The 18510-nt window shown below is 56.7% G+C and carries 15 protein-coding genes; 13 read left to right on the forward strand and 2 right to left on the reverse strand.

The annotated features are described in order from the left end of the window. Positions 1-477: 477 nt before the first annotated feature. The gene (locus A3OQ_RS0113470) at positions 478-2274 is read right to left on the reverse strand and encodes a substrate-binding domain-containing protein (RefSeq protein ID WP_020175929.1); all 1797 of its coding nucleotides are present in this window, start codon (positions 2272-2274) and stop codon (positions 478-480) included. A 326-nt stretch (positions 2275-2600) separates the two neighbouring features. Between A3OQ_RS0113470 and A3OQ_RS0113475 the strand changes: the two genes are divergently transcribed. The 13 genes from A3OQ_RS0113475 (at position 2601) to gspM (ending at position 17149) form a co-directional block, all read left to right on the forward strand. After that, positions 2601-4808: an O-linked N-acetylglucosamine transferase, SPINDLY family protein gene (locus tag A3OQ_RS0113475; RefSeq protein ID WP_020175930.1), complete on the forward strand. Its 2208-nt coding sequence runs from the start codon at positions 2601-2603 to the stop codon at positions 4806-4808. A 26-nt stretch (positions 4809-4834) separates the two neighbouring features. Then, positions 4835-6061, forward strand: a complete 1227-nt coding sequence (locus A3OQ_RS0113480) for a tetratricopeptide repeat protein (RefSeq protein ID WP_020175931.1) — start codon at positions 4835-4837, stop codon at positions 6059-6061. Between the two features lie 66 nt (positions 6062-6127). Then, positions 6128-6328, forward strand: coding sequence for a hypothetical protein (locus A3OQ_RS0113485; RefSeq protein ID WP_020175932.1), 201 nt, complete (start codon positions 6128-6130; stop codon positions 6326-6328). A gap of 1003 nt (positions 6329-7331) precedes the next feature. Then, on the forward strand, positions 7332-8300 hold the full coding sequence (locus A3OQ_RS0113495) for a UDP-glucuronic acid decarboxylase family protein (RefSeq protein WP_020175934.1): 969 nt from the start codon (positions 7332-7334) through the stop codon (positions 8298-8300). Positions 8301-8665: 365 nt separating this feature from the next. Beyond that, positions 8666-9271 carry an RNA polymerase sigma factor gene (locus A3OQ_RS0113500; RefSeq protein WP_020175935.1) on the forward strand — a complete coding sequence of 202 codons (606 nt, stop codon included), beginning with the start codon at positions 8666-8668 and terminating at the stop codon, positions 9269-9271. Positions 9272-10130: 859 nt separating this feature from the next. Continuing rightward, complete coding sequence (gene gspD, locus A3OQ_RS22390; protein ID WP_280109811.1) at positions 10131-12152, forward strand: type II secretion system secretin GspD; 2022 nt, start codon at positions 10131-10133, stop codon at positions 12150-12152. Between the two features lie 197 nt (positions 12153-12349). After that, a complete protein-coding gene (gspG, locus tag A3OQ_RS0113510; protein ID WP_040581114.1) occupies positions 12350-12817 on the forward strand; it encodes a type II secretion system major pseudopilin GspG in 468 nt (155 codons plus the stop codon). Next, complete coding sequence (locus A3OQ_RS0113515) at positions 12804-13247, forward strand: prepilin-type N-terminal cleavage/methylation domain-containing protein (RefSeq protein WP_020175938.1); 444 nt, start codon at positions 12804-12806, stop codon at positions 13245-13247. The genes gspG and A3OQ_RS0113515 overlap by 14 nt, the downstream gene beginning before the upstream one ends. Then, positions 13231-13680: a prepilin-type N-terminal cleavage/methylation domain-containing protein gene (locus tag A3OQ_RS0113520; RefSeq protein WP_020175939.1), complete on the forward strand. Its 450-nt coding sequence runs from the start codon at positions 13231-13233 to the stop codon at positions 13678-13680. The genes A3OQ_RS0113515 and A3OQ_RS0113520 overlap by 17 nt, the downstream gene beginning before the upstream one ends. Beyond that, entirely contained in the window at positions 13681-14538 is an 858-nt protein-coding gene (locus A3OQ_RS0113525; protein WP_020175940.1) for a prepilin-type N-terminal cleavage/methylation domain-containing protein, read from the forward strand. After that, entirely contained in the window at positions 14538-15527 is a 990-nt protein-coding gene (locus A3OQ_RS0113530; protein WP_020175941.1) for a type II secretion system minor pseudopilin, read from the forward strand. Before A3OQ_RS0113525 ends, A3OQ_RS0113530 begins: the two co-directional genes overlap by 1 nt. Further along, a complete protein-coding gene (locus A3OQ_RS0113535) occupies positions 15527-16588 on the forward strand; it encodes a PilN domain-containing protein (protein ID WP_020175942.1) in 1062 nt (353 codons plus the stop codon). Before A3OQ_RS0113530 ends, A3OQ_RS0113535 begins: the two co-directional genes overlap by 1 nt. A 3-nt stretch (positions 16589-16591) precedes the next feature. Then, positions 16592-17149 (forward strand): type II secretion system protein GspM, encoded by a 558-nt coding sequence (gene gspM, locus A3OQ_RS0113540; RefSeq protein ID WP_020175943.1) that lies wholly within the window; start codon positions 16592-16594, stop codon positions 17147-17149. Positions 17150-17256: 107 nt separating this feature from the next. On the opposite strand, the gene A3OQ_RS23620 is transcribed toward gspM, so the two are convergent. Next, positions 17257-18510 (reverse strand): hypothetical protein, encoded by a 1254-nt coding sequence (locus tag A3OQ_RS23620; protein WP_244427143.1) that lies wholly within the window; start codon positions 18508-18510, stop codon positions 17257-17259.

Consider the following 18510-nt stretch of genomic DNA (forward strand, 5'->3'; position numbering starts at 1 on the left):
TTTGTGGAGGCCATGCGCCCACAACCGATGCGCATCCGACCGATATGACTGACCCGGCTCAGGACTTATTCGTCGAGCCGTCAGTGTGAGGTGCGCGACGAAGCGATCCATTCCATCCAATGCCATTCTCTGAATAATCGTTCTGGATTGCTTCGCCATAGCTCGTTGCTTGCAACGGGCGTCGCTTCGCAACGCCCTATGGCTCGCAATGACGATCCCCACGTCATGAATGATTCACGCCTCTCCGCCGTCATGCGTGGACTTTGATCCGTGCATCCAAGCCTACACTCGGCGATGCCGGGATCGCCAAGTCATAGGCGGCCAGATCAGAGGTAATCCGGATCATAGGGCATTCGGAAGAGAGCGTCGCGAAGGCTCAGCCCCCGCGCAGCGCATCGTCATCTCGCTCGGCGCGCAAAAAGCCGGGCGCGTCTTGCGACACGCCCGGCCTGAAGTGTGGAATGGGTCTACGATTGTTTAATTCGCGCCCGTGGCTCCGGTGACACAACCCGTGCCATTGCCGCTGCCGACGTAATCGATTGAGTTGACATTGAGATTGGTCGTATCAACATATTCGCTGTTGATATTTGTGAGCCAAGCGCTGGACAGCGGATTGAAACCGCTCGCAGTAATGACGTCTGCGGCCGGTGATGTGCCGCTGGCGTCATAATACCAGTTGAGGAAGCCGTTGCCTCTCCCATCGTTCACCAGATCGGTGTAACGAGTGGAAGCTGGAGTTGACCCGCCATTTCCGTCATTTGCCGACCCATAGCAGCTATAGAGGTAGAGAAAGGTCGTGCCGGTGAGCGGGTAGGCGCCCGAAGCTGATGCCAAGGGCAACAGGGAACGGCCATTCGAGTCGGTTTTGGCATAGACATTATAATCCGCATAGGTCCAGGCCGTCGATGGCGTAACACCGCTAAACGCGGAGCTCCAGGCCGCGTCGGCGCTTGTGGGCGTCGGCGGGATGAACGTCGGAGGATTCGCCGAGCTCGGCTGGGTGATCCCGTTTGCGATCTGGTACTCGTTTTGCACGCTCGCGCCGAGCGGAGCGGTCGTGGTGACCGTGTTATAAGGCTGGACGAAGTCGTTGCTTAGATAGCCGATGTTGCCGATCTGCGACGGTTGGTTGGCCGCGTTTCCGATCGCCGCCGCCACGTTGCCGCTGCCGCTGGTGCCGATCCAGTTCGAGATCGTCGCCGTAGAATTCGCAGTCCTATAAGCATTGATCCTCGACAGAAGATTCGAGAAACCGGTGCTCGGTAAAGGCCAATTGGTAGCATAGGTGGAATAAGAGGTGTAAGCCGGCGAACCGGTTGTGATTGTGGGCGAGAAAATAGCTGCATACATTACGTTCGTAGCATCGATCTGCGGGCAAACGGTGCTCAGATAATTGGTGAAGATGAAGCTCGTGCCGCTGCCGTCCGAGCGGTAAACCACCTTGATCGGGGTGGTCGAGCTTGAATAGGACATCGGCGTGCCGGGGGTGTTGGTGGAATCAAACGGTGTTGTCGCCCCAGAAGCGCCTGCCGGAATGCTCGGGTTGGAGTTCCAGTCAGTCACGAGACCGGAGAAGATGGCGCAGATCTGCGCGGCCGAGAGCTGAATGGCGCCGCCGGCGCTGGCCGGATTCGACGTGTTCTGTGAATTGATCGTCCAGCCGGTCGCCGGGACGGCCGGAACGTTGACGGCGACGGCGACGGGGGCTTCGAACAGCGGAAGCTGGATCGGGGCGCCGAAGTTTGTCGCGGGATAGGAGGCAGAGCCCGCCGCGGTTGAGACGCCGCTCCAATTCACCACATAGGTTGTCGTTGTATAGCCGCTGGTGAAATTGCTTGGCAGCGGCGAGTCGCCTGCGCCGAAGTCAACGTGCGGATAGGGATAGGAACTCAGGACCGGCGTATTCGAGGTCAGAACGCTGTCGATGTAGTTCGGCGGAACGGCGGGCAAAGATCCACTGCCATTGAAGAGCTGGCTCGGATCGTTGCTGATGAAGCCGCGCACGCCGCTGCCGCTGCCGACGCCAGCATAAAGGCCTTCGACATTGTTACCGGGGCAGCCGGTCGGCAACGTGCCACCGTTGATCGGCGTGCCGTAGCAATCGAAAATGTTGCGGGCGCTGACGGAAGCAAGCGTGCTGCCGCCGCCGAAAATCCCGTCCACAGCTGTCTGGGCGAAGGCCGGTTGAAGGACCGAGGCGCCGATGAGCGCGACGGCTGAAATGGCGAGGACCGAAGTCCCGCTCCGCAGGTTTTCATTTAATCTACGAGTCATCACAAAGTTTCTCCAGTAGGAAGTATCCTGTAGAGCGCACGAGAGGGTTCGGCCTCTCAACGAAAGGTCGATTTCACAAAGTCTAAACATGACATTTCTATTTCAGTTGGCCTACAAACCCATGAATAGGTCTTGAGAAGTTGAGTATAAAAATCTCCGCCCCGATCACGGGTCATCCCGATGTGATGCCCTACATTTAGGTAGAGGACTCGAACCAGCATTTTGCGAAAAAATAAACGCGAAAATCTGCAAATAAATTCCTTGACGCATAGATGTGTCGGAATCTACGCTTTGGGTAGAGTGTTGGTCAGAAGAGCGATTTAAAAATGGCTGGGAATACGCTGCCTTTCGTTCCCCAAGCTTCCTACCGCGCGGAGGTTAAGGCTCAGCTGCCTACCAAGCCGATTGTCGTTGCGCCAAGCGTTCAAATCCGCCGCGGCCGCAAACATCACAGCCAGGGCGTGGAACACGCCCGCGCCGATCGTTGGAAGCAAGCATTGCGCGCATTCGAAGATGCGGTCCGATGCGCACCCGATCATCCGAGCTTTCACTATGCGCATGGCGTCGCACTCTGCCGCTTCGATCGCTTCAATGAGGCGATCGAAGCCTTTCAGCGCGAACTCTCGATCACGCCGGGGCATGCTCCAGCGATAACGGAAATCGGCACTTGCCTCGCCCGAACCGGGCGTACGCGCGAAGGCATTCCTTGGTTACAAAAGGGCCTTCAGCGCATGCCCAACATGCCGCTTGCTCACTATAGCCTCGGGCTCGCGCTGCTCACCGAAAACCGCCGCAAAGAAGCGATCGAAGCCTTCGACCGCGCGATTGCGCTCGATGGGGCCTATGCGGATGTCTATCGCACGCGCGGTCTCGCTCATGCGATGGATGGCAATTACGAAAAATCCACAGATGATCTGCACGCGGCAGCTGCGCTTGACAGCAAGAACTATCGAGCCATGCTTGAGGTCGGGGCAGCTTTAGGTCAGCAAGCACGCGATCATCAGGCGGGCCGGCTTTTTGAAATGGCGGCGAAAATCGCTCCCGATATTGCCTTGCCTCAATATGTGTTTGGTCAATTCCTTATCAACAATCGCTGCTATGAGCTTGGGCTCCAATATGTAGGCCGGGCCATCGAGCTCGATCCATTGCAGGCCGAGCCATATGTTGCCAGAGGCTTCGGCTTCCTTGGCCAAGGGCGTATTGATGAAGCCGTCGCGAGCTATCGCCACGCCGGTGAGTTGAGCCCGGGAAGCGCCAATATAGCAGGCACTCTGCTCTTTGCTTTGCAACACAAGCCTGGTGTCACTGAAACCGATTTGTTTGATGCCCACAAAAAATGGGCCAGTCTCTATAGAAATCAAACGCCAAGGGATAGATGGTCTTTCGCGAATGATCCAGATCCGGGGCGGAGGCTCCGGATCGGGATCGTATCAGCCGACATGCATCGGCATGCCGCCGCATTCCTAACCCTGCGCGCAATCGAGCAACTCGCTATTCTGGGATATAAGATTTATTGCTACAAGACCGATCGGAAGCGACAGGATGATGATTTCAGTGAACGTTACAAGGCTGTAGCACAGTCATGGGTTGACGTTTCCGATCTCGACGATCAGGGGCTTCTTGCGCTAATCGCCGAGCATGAAATCGACGTGCTCTTCGACCTGGCCGGACATACGGCGGGAAATCGACTCTCCGTTTTTGCGATACGCGCGGCGCCGGTGCAATTGAGCTGGGCCGGCTATGTCGGCACAATTGGGCTTGACACCTATGACGGCCTCATTGCCGACACTGTGGAAGTTCCGCCCGCTCATGATGATTTTTATGTCGAGCCCATTGTCCGTCTCCCCAATTGCTATGTTTGCTACCATCCGCCGATCGATGCTCCGGATCCAGGACCGCTGCCATTTTTCAAGACAGGGACTTTCACATTTGGCTGCTTTAATCGTCCTGCAAAGCTCAATGTAGAAGTTGCGCGTGCCTGGGCGAGGATATTGGAGCAGGTGCCTGAAAGCCGCATTCTCATGGTGTACGGTGGCCTGGATGAGGAAAGCACGCAGGATGCCGTTTACAAGATTTTAGAAAGCGGCGGCTTATTGCGTGACCGCATCGATCTCGTCGGCGAGACAGAGCAGCCAAAACTTCTAGAGGCGTATGTTGAAAGAGTTGATCTCGCGCTCGATCCATTTCCTTACTCAGGTGGTGTCACGACGCTTGAAGCGATGTGGATGGGCGTGCCCGCCGTTACATTTGTCGGCGACACCTTCGCGGGCCGCCATTCGGCGAGCCATCTCACAGCGGCAGGCCTTCAAGATTTTTGCACCTATTCGGTTGAAGCCTATATCGACCTAGCCGTGGATTGGGCCAGACGCCCGGAAGAGCTCGCTATTCTGCGTGCGGAGCTACGCCAGCGTGTCTCGCTCTCGCCATTGAACGACCAAGTTGGGTTTGGCGATAATCTTTCGGCTGCGCTGATGCGACTCTGGGGAGACTGGTCGACGAAGCGTCTTATGAATTCGAACGTTTCTGTTCAATAAATGGGGCGCGGTCCCAAGGGGATAACATGAGCCTTCAGCAGACTTCTCCGGCGAGGCATCCAGACTTCATCCGCACTGTTTTGGACCGCGCCGTTCATTTCATCAATGATGGGCAACTCAACAGCGCGGACGTGCTGCTTGAAGCCTTGGCCGATGAAATGACGGTCCGTGAACAGGTCGCATATTTGCGGGGAGTTACCGCAAGCGGCCTCGGCAGAAAGAACGTTGCTCAGCATTTCTTCAAGACCGCTTTAGAGGCCAACCCTCGCAATGCGCATGCGCATGCGCTCCTCGGCGAGACATTGCTCGACGATCAACCTGCACATGCCGCCGCCGCGTTTGCCGCGGCTCTTACTCTCGACCCGGCAAAGCCGGATTGGAATGTCTGGCTCGCAAAAGCCTTCAATCGATTAGGATTCACTGATTTTGCAAAGAACAGTCTCAAGGACGCGCTTGCCCTGTCAACAAGCCACGCTGACGCCTTGAATGAAACGGACGCTTTGGCGGCACAGGAGACAAGCGAGGATCTCCGACAGTCGCTATCGCACAAAGCACATTCGCGAGATCAATCTGTTCTCTGTGACGCTCTGCTTCTCGAAGCGACCCGGCATCAGAGCAATCACGATCTAGATCGTGCACGGAAATTATTCGAAAGCCTTTTAGAGATTAATTCGTCTCACCACCTCGCGATGTGCAATTTCGCCATTCTGGAGCGCGAGGCGGGACATCTAGGTCTTGCCAAGGAGCTGCTCGATCGCGCTAGGGTCCTACTTGACCAGGTACCTGTCTCGAGGTTGGAGGCTCTTCCCGGCCGTCTGGTGATGGCAGAAGCTTATATCACCTTCGGTGATAGCGAGAGGGCGCGTTCCCAGATCGATGCCGTTGTCAAACTTGCGCCAGGCGACGCAGGAATTCACGCGTCCTGCGCTATGGCCCTCCAAAAGATAGGTCAGTCGCGCGACGCAATCGTTCACTTCGAGCGAGCCGTCACGCTCAATCAGAATCAATCTCCGGAATTCTATTGCGCGTTGGGCTCCGCACTTCTCGAGATCGAAACGCCCGATCGCGCAGAGATACCCTTCAATCACGCCGCGGCCTTGGCCCCGGGATTAAAACTAGCAATACGCGGTCTCTTCGAGACCTATCTGGCGCTCGGAAGAACGACTGATGCCAAAGCGCAATTGGACCTCATGCTCTCTGCCTATCCATCTGATCCGGAGATCGAAGCTCTTCGGTGCCGCCTGAGCCATTAAGTCAAACTGAATTGCCGTCCTGCGTTTGGTATAGCCTCCAAATCAATTGGAGGGGGCTTGCCACAGATGACCGGCTATCTGATCCACGTCGCGATATCGGAGCCGAGGCTTTTCATTGCCGTTTCCGCCTCTACCAGGAATCCTGATCGCGAGCATCGTCCGGGAAAAACGTTATGGCTCCCGATGCAGTTGCGGATCGCCGGACCCATTATTAAGACGCTAATCTCTCAGTCGCTCGAGCGCGCCGTCTGCGGCGTCGATAAATAATTAAGCGACGGGGTGAGGCTAAGACGGCTGCTAGCCGACCGGAATGGATTTCATCCAACAGTCGGGATTGTCCCGGCGCCAAAGGCACGAGTCCATAACAGCATATTCGGAACGAGGTGGGCTATTTACCCCGTAAATTGGCACGGTTATTGACCCTCATGTTTCCCAACAAAACGCCCGTCCTTGTCGCTCTTCCGCGCGCTCGCGCCGGAGTCGGATCCGTGCTCTTGATAAATAGCTAAAAAACTCCTGCGCCAGTCGAACGCTTTATCTCCGAGTCTTGCGTCGATCCGAACTGCGAGCCACAGACCCGCCTTCCTGCCTGGAAACGCATCCACCAAAAGCAAAAACGTGCCCACGGCCACATTCGCAAGAGCGAAGTGTTCAAGGGGGGCGGGCTTCGCCAACACCGCAGATTTTTACCCTATGGCATCTATTCAAACCGGTCCAATTAACGGTTCGGCCAACGGTCTGAGACGCATCATGGTCAAGGCGTATGCAACGTAAGGGCGATATCGAGCGCTCGTGTCGACCAAGTCACATCCCTTGTCCGGAAATCTGTATTGATGACAAATCGATGTTGCTCACCGCGTACTTGTGTATCTACACACACATTACACGCGCTTGTCACCCGCACCCGTCGCAAGCGCCCAACACTGCACATCAACCTCCGAATCGAATTCCGGAACCGCATGCATCAAATTAAATGAAACACGGCGGTTCTGCTAATTGACCTGGCTGCAATCGTGTCGAAGAGAAACTTTCCTACAACGATCGGCATCGGTCCGCTGAAATTTATTTAGAGAATCTTCTGCGGGTTTGGCGCATCGAAATTGTCTCCATCAGCAGGCTAAGAAGTCGATGCGGCGTGCATTGCGTTTCCTGCGTGATGATGCCCGCATATTCCTATCGTCTGGCCCGTCGAAGTTTTCGTGCTGCATTGAGCATGCGGTTTTACATTTGACCGAACAAATAGAATTTTTCTCCTTTCGGGAGTCGGCATATGCTTCTGGGACAAAAGCGCATTCTTGTAACCGGCGGGGCGGGATTTTTAGGCTCGCATCTTTGCCATCGTTTGCTTCAAGATGGTCACGAGGTCCTGTGCGTCGATAATTTCTTTACTGGAACACGGCGCAATCTCGAGCATCTTCTCGACAATAGACGTTTTGAGCTTCTGCGCCACGATATAACGTTTCCGCTTTTTGTCGAAGTCGACGAAATCTATAACCTCGCCTGTCCTGCATCGCCCGTACATTATCAATTCGATCCCGTGCAGACGACGAAGACCAGCGTACTTGGCGCGATAAACATGCTTGGACTGGCGAAGCGCTTGAAGATCCGAATTCTTCAAGCATCGACATCCGAGGTCTATGGCGATCCGATGGTCCATCCTCAGCCTGAGAGCTATTGGGGGCATGTCAATCCCGTCGGTCTTCGCGCTTGCTATGATGAAGGAAAGCGTTGCGCCGAAACGCTCTTTTTCGATTATCAACGGCAACATCAAGTCAAGATCAAAGTTGCGCGTATTTTTAACACCTATGGCCCCTCTATGCGCCCAGACGATGGCCGCGTCGTGTCGAATTTCATCTGCCAGGCCCTAAAGGCCGAAGACATCACGATCTTTGGCGACGGTTCTCAGACACGATCCTTTTGTTTTGTTTCTGATCTAATTGATGGACTGGTTCGCCTCATGAATGCGCCCGACGAGATCATGGGTCCCGTCAACCTCGGCAATCCTGCGGAGTTTTCGATTCTTGAGCTCGCTGAAAAGATAAAGGTCCTTACGGGCGAAAAATCCAAGATCGTTCGCAAGCCGCTGCCTTCGGATGACCCCAAACAACGGCGCCCGGAGATTGGCGAAGCGGAGAAGCTCCTCGGTTGGCAGCCCTATATTTCGTTGGATGAAGGTCTCGAACGGACCATTCCTTATTTCGAGAGCCTTGTTGGCCGCGCCCGGCGCGCGGCAGCTTGAAATTGCAATGGGACCGCATAACGGCCTTCGTAGATTTTAAGCGATGTTTCATACGCGATGCCTACCGGGTCACGCGGAAATCAACGCCCAGAATCAAGACAAAACAGATTGCCGCGGAACCGACGTAACGATGAATCGCAAAGCATTTTAATTTGCAACGTTCGTGTGTTGTGTTGCCGTTAGGTTATGACGAAGGACGCAAGTTGTTCATCATATCAACTCATCAAAAACGAGATCCTCGGGATAACGCCAAGACTCGATTGCCATCGACATTTGTCACCCATCGGACATTCAATAGGTCTATTTCTCTACGTGCTTGCAGCAATCGTGCCTTCTGGCTCGACACACACGGGGCGTGTGCAGCGATGGTCGAACCTGACCGCAGTCATCTCGCCAAAGTGCTGGAAACGAACTATGCCGACTTGAGGCGTCGACTTGCGCTATCCGTCGGTTCGCTCGATCTTGCCACGGAGGCCCTGCACGAAGCCTATTTAATCGTGATGTCGAAGATGGAAATCGTACCTCGAAAAGACTCCATAGCCTATCTGATACGCGTGGCAGTCAACCATCTTAAGAAAAAACATAAGAAATCAAAGCGCATTGACGATCGCGAGAGAGACGAGGAGGTGTTGGAAAAGGTTGCTGATAAGGCTCCGTCACCTCTCCAAGCATTCTTGGATATCGAAGGGAGTCTCGTTCTTGCGGATGCGGTACGTAGGTTGCCTGGGAGGCGCGGCAAAATCATGGTTGCAATGGCCTTTGAGGACAGAAAAAAAGAGGAAGTGGCCGCTGCATTCAACGTCACGACCAGGACTGTCGAAAGCGAATTGAGTCACGCAATACAGGAATGCATCCGCGAATTGAGAGAATCCGGATATGACGTTTCCCTCCGGAGAAGCGCAGCCGGCAAGCACGCTGCTCGTACTACTCGGGTTACAAACCGGAAGCATAATGAAGTACCAGGAGAATGAGTCCGCCAATTATCTCGCTCAAATGAAATAAGCAACATTGGGGCGATGGAGATCGGGATCAGGAAATGGAAACTTATTTTTTATTTTCAGGTTTTTGATTCGGGTTTCGCTCCCGCTAATTGTCTTGGAGGGATAGAGACAGTCTCGTCCTCGGTAACGAGGGAGCGTTGGATGGGCCCGTGTTTTCGCGCGTGGGTTGGTCAGTACCGACATCGCGGTCTTTGTGTTGTGTGAATAAATGGCTCCGCTTGCATCAAAAGGACGGGCGTTGCTCACACCTCTACAGTCGGTGCCGGAAGTGCAAACGCGGTTATGGGTTAGATAGTCCGTGCAACGTCGTGAGTTTCGCTTCTGCCGGGAATTTTCAGAGCAGAACTCACGTTGATGCAACGTTAAATTGGCCGACTTGTAGATGACGAAATGAAATCTGCGGCATGTATGCGGAGTTCTCAGAGTCATTCGAGGCCGTCAGCAATGGAGTGGGCCGGTGAACTATGTCTTGTGGCAGGGTCTTCGGTCTAAATTCCCAGTGTTTATGACAGCGGGTAGCTTCATTGCCTTAGCAAGCTGCGCGTCGCCGTTGCAGCTGGCAGGAGTCGGGCCGGGGGACGCGGTTGACCTGGTGCGCAATACGGACCTCACGGCCCACTATCCGGCAAATAATGGTGGCCAGGCTGTCATGACAGGCACTCCGCCGAAGCCGCGAGTCTTTCCAGGGGTCAACTTGCCTCAGATCTTTCCCGGATCAGGCGGCAAGACGATCTCCGCCGGCCGATCTGCGGCTGTCGGTGAAAGCGACGGCCGCGAAGTCACGGGGTCTCTGCCGCCGCAGGACAATGCGGATGATCCTGGCGTCGAGATGAATTTCGATAATATGGATGTCCAAACAGTCGCGAAAACCGTCGTCAGCGACACCCTCGGTCTTAACGTTATCGTTGATCCCCGCGTCCAGGGAAATGTGACGATTATCTCCTCAACGCCTGTCCCGCGAAAGGATCTGTTGGCGACATTTGAAAACGCGATACGAATGTACAATGCGGCGGTTGTTCGGGAGGGTAATCTCGTTAGGATTGTGCCCCTTCCGGAAGCAGCCGGAAGCGGCAAAGGGTCATTTGCCGGTGGCAAGGTGGGATTTGGCGTTATTGTGATTCCACTTCGATACACATCAGCCGCTTCGGTCGCCAAGACCGCGGAGAATTTCCTCTCTCGGCCTGGCGCGATACGCGCTGATGCGGCTCGAAACGTTGTCATGGTGCAAGGGACGGCCGCGGAACGTCAAAACGCCATGGAGATGATCCAGAGCTTCGACGTTGAGTGGATGCGCAATCAGTCGGTTGGGATCTATCCTCTTAAGTCCACCTCGCCGGACACGATGGTGCGCGAACTCGGGCGCGTCTTTGAAACAGCCAAGGATGGGCAAGGCGAGGGTTTGATCAGTTTTCAACCGATCAGCCGCATGAATGCCGTGATGGCGGTCGCTCATAATCGCAAATTTCTGGATCAGGCCACGCAATGGATCAGACGTCTGGATCAGTCGGATTCGAGTGGGACGACGGTACGTGTCTATCGTCTTGATCATGGTAGCGCGTTCAAGATCGCGCGGATCTTGAACGACATGTTTGTCGGCAAGAGCGGCGGGTCGGCTTCCGAGTCCTCCGGAAGCCAAGTCGCGCCTGGAACGAACGGCGCACTCTCTAAGCTCGATGCCGTTGGGCCAAGCGCGTCGAGCGGTGGATCAAATAATTCCGGTAATGCAGCTGGCAGTGCCAATGGAATGGCCAATAGCTCAGGCAGTGCCAAGAACGCCGCGTCTTTCGACGATTTCGCGGACGGTTTGTCCGAAAAGGACAAGAAAGGCGCGAACGGCGATCTGACCGGCGACGCGGCGGGCGGCAGCGGCCCGCCGAAGGGTGTTTTCCAGAGTGTTCATATCACACCCGATACGAGTAATAATTCGATTGTGGTCTATTCGAACCAAGAGGACTACAAAGTCATCGAGCGGTCAATCCGCGAGCTCGACCGACCGCAATTGCAGGTCGAGATCGAGGCGACGATTGCCGAGGTCACCCTCACAGACGCGCTACAATATGGCGTTCAATATTATCTCGGCAGTTCGCAGGTCGGTGCCGGTACCAACAATGGATCGATTTCGCTTTCCACCTCGACCGCGACCGCGCTTTTGTCGCAAAAATTGCCCGGGCTCAATGTGCTTTTGGGCCAGCAGGCTTCACCTAGTGTCGTTCTCAGTGCTCTATCGTCTTTGACCAGCGTGAAGGTCCTTTCGGCGCCAACGCTTGTCGTCGCCGACAATCTGCCAGCTTATCTGCAAGTCGGTGACTCAGTTCCCATTTCCACTGGTTCTGCCACCGTGCTGTCGTCGACCAATACCATCGTCAATACGGTCACGATGCAGGACACTGGCATTATTTTGAAGGTTTGGCCTCACATTCATGGCAACGGGCAGGTCGATCTTGAGATCCAGCAGGAAGTCTCCAATGTCGTCGGCGGCACATCGGCCATAACAACCAATCTGAACCCGACGATTTCGGAGCGGCGTGTTCATTCCACGGTTTCTGTCATAAGCGGTCAGACAGTTCTCCTTGGCGGCCTCATCAGCGAGGAAGATGACAAGACGCAGACCGGCATTCCAATTCTGCGCCAGATTCAAGGTCTCGGCGATCTCTTCGGCACCACCAACGGCAACAAGACTCGGACGGAAATCATCATCTTCGTCAAACCGAGCGTCATCCAAAACGCGAACGATGCTCAAAACGTGGCCGAGGCCTTCCGGGCCGGGATGAGCACGATGCGCAGTAATACATCGGTCATCAGCGGCAGGGATGTGCCAGAGCCGAGAGGAGCGCCGCTTGTTATCAAGTGATCATGGCTTCGGGCGAGCAAACACCGGTTCCAAGCTTGGCGCCGAATATCGCCATCCTCCTCATTGGGACGACGGCCGCCGCGTTGTTGTCCTTTCTCTTTCTCCCTTGGCCCCTTGCGGCTGCCTCAACTCTCCTCGCGGCCTTCATGATCGCGGGCGCCAATGTCGATGCGCGGACATTATCAGGAGCTTGCGTCATGATCGTCAACAGGCCACAAAATAAATTGAGCCGTCACCGCATCTTCGGCGCCGCGAGCCCTGGCTACACGCTGATCGAAATGCTCGTCGTTTTGACGATCATCAGCCTGATCCTTGGCCTCGTCGGACCACGCGTGCTTGCATATCTCGGGGAATCGCGTGTTAAGACCGCGAAATTGCAGATTGCAAGTTTCAGTTCGGCGCTCGACCTCTTTTACGTCGATGCCGGGCGCTACCCGTCAGAGTCGGAAGGGCTGACCGCGCTCGCCGAGCGTCCCACCGGTATCGAGATCTGGAACGGGCCTTATGTCAAAGGCGGCCGCGTCCCCACTGACCCTTGGGGACACGCCTATCAATATCATTTGGAGGCCGACCATACGCCGCCCTATGAGATCACATCGCTTGGTCCCGATGGCCATGGCGGTGGCATGCAGACCGCGGCAGACGCGTCTCATGCGCAGCGCTGAGGCTAAAGCTGGCTTCACCTTGATCGAAATGATGGCGGTGATGATGATCACCGCCCTGGTTTCCTCTCTGATCATCATGAACATCCCCGGCACAGGCCGGCCAGGGCTGAGGGCCCTCGTCATGGACAGCGTCGCCTTGCTGCGACGGGAACGGCTCGCTGCGCTGATGACGGGAAAGGACCGGCGCGTCTCGCTTGATGGCGAAGCGCGCACCTTAGTCGGCGATGGTGGTGACCAAGTCAAAATCCCGGCCGATGTCGTGGTCGATATTTTGGGGGCGAACGAGATCTGGTCCGGCCGCCTGGCGGTCGCAGGCTTTCATCCGGACGGCGCCTCGACCGGCGGCGCCCTCAGATTCACGCGGGACGGTGTCGCATATGAGGTCCGGGTCAACTGGTATACTGGCAGCGTCGTTGTCGAAGCTCATTAAAGCCAATCCTCGGCGCGCGGGCTTTACGCTCATCGAGGCTCTCGTCTCTCTCTCGCTTCTGCTGGCTTTTGCCGCGACGCTCGGCCCGCTCGTCTTCCATGGACATCGCATCCTGGTTCATGGCGATGGCCAAGTGCAAGCCGAGCTTCTCCTTCGCTCCCTGCTGCAGACGCCTTTCGACCGGGGCGATCCGGAGCTGGGCATCCGCGCGGGTGAAAATGGTGCGTTGCGCTGGCGCGTCGATGTCGAGCCCGCGCCCGGCGATATTCTGCCGCCCGAGCCGCCGCCAAGCACCAAGAAGGCAGATGTGACGAAAGACGGCAAGGCAAAGAAGCAGCCGAAATGGGCTCTCTATCAGGTGACCGCGGCGGTCTCGTGGGGATCCGGGCGGATCGTAAAGGCCGAAACCCTGCAGCTCGGAGCGGTCGACTAAATGGGTACAATGATCGGACACCGTGCGGGGTTCACTTTGGTCGAGATGCTCGCCGCGCTCGCAATCGCATCGGCAATCATCGTATCGATCGGAATGATGATCCATCAGAGCGTGTTCTTCTTCGATCACGGAACACATACCATCGATCGCAGCGAAGAGCTTGCGCTTGCAATCGACAGCTTGACGCGTGATTTTGGTGCGACGCGCTTCGTCCTTCAAAAGACCGGCAAAGCCTCCGACACAGCGAACGCCAACCCCAAGAACGCCAACCCCAACAATGCGCACGCAAAGGGGGTCGCTACGAAGGGCGGCGATGCGAAGAATGTCAAAGCGGCTTTCTCGGGGATGCCCGCAAACGAAGATGAACCTGCCAAGATTCTCTTCATCACGGCGGGGGGCAAGACATCGCGCGGTTGGGCCGAGGAAGTGGTCAGCCTCACCTCGGAGCCGGGCGATGGAATGACCAGGCTTGTGAGGCGCCGCGCGGCTTGGACAGGACCCCGCATGAAATTGGAGGATGCCGAGCTGGGCGACCCGGTGATCCTTCTCAAAGGCGATTTTTCTATCGGTTTTAGCTTTTCGGAACTCACGAAGGACGGACGGATCGTTTGGCATGACATGTGGACCGGCGAACTCGGCGTTCCCCGTTCCGTCCGCGTCAGTTTTCGCGACTTTGAAACAAATAACGATCTCCTGCCTGGCATGGAATTTCGGATCCATGCCGACGCCCCCATCGCCTGCGCCTCGGGCGAGTCCGGATGTCTCTCGATCAGCGGGAAGGGTGATGGAGATGCCAAAGGCAAATCCCAAGACCAGCAAACCAATCAAAATCGGCAACAAGCAAGCCAGGAGCGATAATGACTTTGAGCCGGTCTGATCCCCGCCAAGGAATCGTCCTCATCGCCGTTCTTTGGACGATCGCTCTTCTGTCGGCGCTCGCCATGGCGGCATCGATCAGTTTTCGCGGCTTCGCCAGCATCGTCGCGATCGATCGTGACCGAGCGAGAGCCGATGCACTTTTGAACGCCGGACTTGAAGTCTCCGCCGGCCTCCTTGCACGATTGGGCGATACGCCGCTGACCGAGAGGCAAACAGCGGTCTCCTTATCGACGGGTGTGATCCAAATCCGTCTCAGCGACGAACGTGGCCGGATTGACATCAATAAGGCGCCGGTGAAGCTGCTTGCGGCCCTGTTGCGATCGGCTGGCGCGGATGAGGATGCGACTATGATCGCCCAGTCGATCGTGGCGTGGCGAAAGAGCGATGACCCCGATCAGGCCGCGGCTGCGGTGCGACAGCCGCCGAACGCACCGCAGCCAGGGCAGGCCGGGGCGCAGCAAGGAGCCCCGCAACAGCCGGCCGCACAGCAAGGAGATGATGGGTCTACATCAAAGGACAGCGGGCTTCGCACGTTAACCGACATCCATCAGCTCCGGGCAATTCCAGGCATGACGCCGGAATATATCGAAGCGATCCTGCCGCTTGCGACGATCTATGGCGGTGCCAAAGTCAATGCGCTAACAGCGTCGCCTGGCGTCCTTGAGGTGGTACCCGGCCTCAGTTCGGGGCAGCTCACGAGCCTTCTACAAGCGCGCAGCGGGGCGCTCACCGAAGATCGCCTCAAACAGATTCTGGGCTCCGCGATCGATTATCTGACGGTTGAGGGGACTCCCGTCGCGTCGGTCGAACTCACGGCGCAGCTCCTAGACGGATATACGGCACGAGCCAAGGCCGTCTTCGCGATCGTGCCGGAGGATAGTCAACCTTATCGGGTGCTAGCCTGGACGCCCTTATCGGCATCTGAAGCCCGCCGCAGTTTCATGGCCGATCAGCTGCAGGACGAGTAATGAAGCTTCCAACGATTCTGACGCATTGGATCGATGTGCTTGCCGGCTTGGTCGTGGAATGGCGCGCCTTGTCGCAAGCCCGTAAATCAGTGGTTGTGACGCGAGACGAGGGCGGCTTTGTGATTCACCGCGGAGGCCAGCCCGGCGGCGACATATTGGCTAAAGTCGGTGCGGGGATGCCGGTTGCAAGCGAGACAATCGAAGCGCTGCGCAATCATCTCATCGTTTTCGAGCTCTCGGCCGATCACGTCATCAACAGAAATCTCACGCTCCCGGTTAAAGCCAAGGAATTTCTGTCAGGCATCGTGCGCAATCAGCTTGAGCGCCTCTCGCCCTGGCCCCCGGCGCAAGCACTCTATGCGATTGATGCAAAACCCAGCGCGAAAGATCCAGAGATGCTCGAGGTCTCCGTGCTGCTCACGCCGCGCGAGGAGATCGAAGCGGTGTCGCGTGAACTCGCGCTCTGTGGACTTTCTCCAGGCCGGATTGCTGCCCGTATCGACGCTGGCGCCAAGACGCCTTTTCTCACCTTATGGACGAAGCCCGCGCCGGTTTCCAAAGGAAACATCCAGAATCTCCCTCGAATGATCGGTATAGGATTGGCCGCTGTCATTGTGCTCAGCACAACAGCAAGCCTCTGGGCGCTTTATGCATCAAATGCCGCCTCAACCGAGCGCGATGACATCGCGGAGCAAGCAAGCACGCTCGAACGTCAGGCACGCGCGCAAGGAAAGCCAAATTTGGCCTTGCTCAAGCCGCCGGAGCGCGCCTGGGCCCTGAAGGAGAATTCCCCAGTCGCCGTACTCGTTCTTGATGATTTGACACGCGCCGTTCCCGACAGCGCCTATCTGACGGAATTTCACCTCGAGACTACGACACTCCGTATCATGGGCCTCGCCAACGACGCGCCATCTTTGATCGGCGCTCTCGAGCAGTCGGGGCATTTCTCGAATGTCCATTTTTTCGCGGCGACTACACAAGGTCATGGACAGAGCACAGACCTTTATAAATTTTACATCGAGGCGCGGGTCTCAGATCACCCGGACCTTCCAGGAGATTGAGGGATGATTAAATTCGACCGGGAACGAACCATTGCCATCGCAGTGCTCGCGGCGCTTCTCATGGTCTGCATCACTGCACCAACCTTGTCATTCAAAGCGCGGTCCGACTCTCTTCAAGAACTTGCCGACGCGCAGGATAGACTTGCACGCTTGCAGGCAGCTCATCGCCACGCGGGGGGCAAGGAGGCGAAGCGTGAGGGAATCGAGGCGGCACCTGACACGGCATTCCTGAACGGGCAAACCATGGGGCTCGCTGGCGCCCAATTGGAAGCCTATCTCTCGCAATTGGCCTCGGCGGAGCACACGAGCCTCGTCTCGTCCGGCGTCCAGCAAGCCGGCCACTCCGAGGAGAAGGATATTGTGCGGATTCAAGCGACCATGGATATCAGTTATGACGGTCTCCACACGCTGCTTTACAAGCTTGAGACCGGGCTACCCTACGTTTTCGTTGATGGATTGACGCTGCAGCCCCCGAGCGAGGCCGCACGGCGTGGCGGGCGCGATTCAGTAATCAAGGCCTCATTCAACCTTCGAGCGCTATGGCGACAAGCGTCTCGGTGAGTTTCCGGTATTTTTGAAACTGAAATTCACAGGTCATGGCATGAGCCGTACCAGCTCGGGCAAGACGAGGCCTTTCACTCGCCCTCCCGGTCCGCCCATTGGCTCCATCATCGCGAAGGGGCCCATTCGCGCGTCTCCTTCTCAGCTTCTGCGATTTCCGCAGCTGTCATTCGCGCGACGATCATCTCACGCGCTTTGAGAGCTTCCATCCGCTCTTTCTCGGTGGCGAAACCCGCCATCGAAAGTTTCAGCCACTTGTAAGCCTCGGTCAGGTTCGGTTGCACGCCCCGTCCAAGCGCATAGGCGACGCCAAGACTGAGCTGCGCCCCGGGAACTCCTTTTTGGGCGGCGCGACTGAACCACTTGACCGCCTCGGCGAAGTTCTGCGGAACGCCTTTGCCCGCATAATACATCTGGCCGAGATTATATTGCGAAGGGCCGTGATCTTGGTCCGCCAGTGCCCGCCACAGGTTGGTTGCCATTGCATAGTCGCCGTGGTCAGCGGCATCGAACGCGGCTTGGATACGTTCCGATTGGCTCTTCGGAGGCGGCTCGTTTCTCACAATATCCGCAGTGCGATGCGGGACCGCTGGCACAAGCGGCCGCGGTCCGCCTCTTGGCGCCTGAACGGGACGTCCAGCCATCGCGACGCCCATCGATCGGAGATCTGCGGCGCTCAGCCAAACGATTGTGTCGGGGGGCGTATTGATCAACTTTTGTGCGATAGGCGCTGGAACGCCGACCTCCATGGAAAAGCGTGCCATGGCACGTGTCGCCGCCATGGCATCCTCCGTCACCCGGCCGGATTTATCCGCGGCTCCGTGGATGCCCACAGAGCTTCCATAATCCGCGAATTTCGTCTGGCCGGCCGCGAACACGAGAAAGCACGCCGAGGCGCAGGTGGCGCCGTAACTCACAGTGGTCTGCAGATCTGTATGAGCACGGACGAGCCGTGCGAGCGCAAGGCCGCCGACGAGATTCCCGCCTAGCGAATCGAGCATCAGCCCGCGGATAGCATGACCATTGGCCTCGGCCGCACGCATACGGGTTTCGAGTGCATCCGCATCGCTAAGGGCGATATCACCCTTGAGGGCGATCATCGCTCCTTTGTCGGTCAGAAGGGTCGTCAGCGTTGCTGCATCGCCGTTTGAGGCGGGAATCGGCATTCCCATCGCCAAAATTATATAGGCGAGGTTCCGCTTCGCGATTCCCGGCGCTGGACCGCGGTGGATCGCCGAAACGACTAATCGGCAATAAAGACGAGCCAAAAAGCCGGGCAACGTAACGCCTCGAATGGCAGCTTCTGGTCTTTTAATATGACCAACTATGACACAGACATATGACGCTCCGGCGACGGGCAA

This window comes from Methyloferula stellata AR4, assembly GCF_000385335.1.
In the GTDB taxonomy this organism is placed as follows: domain Bacteria; phylum Pseudomonadota; class Alphaproteobacteria; order Rhizobiales; family Beijerinckiaceae; genus Methyloferula; species Methyloferula stellata.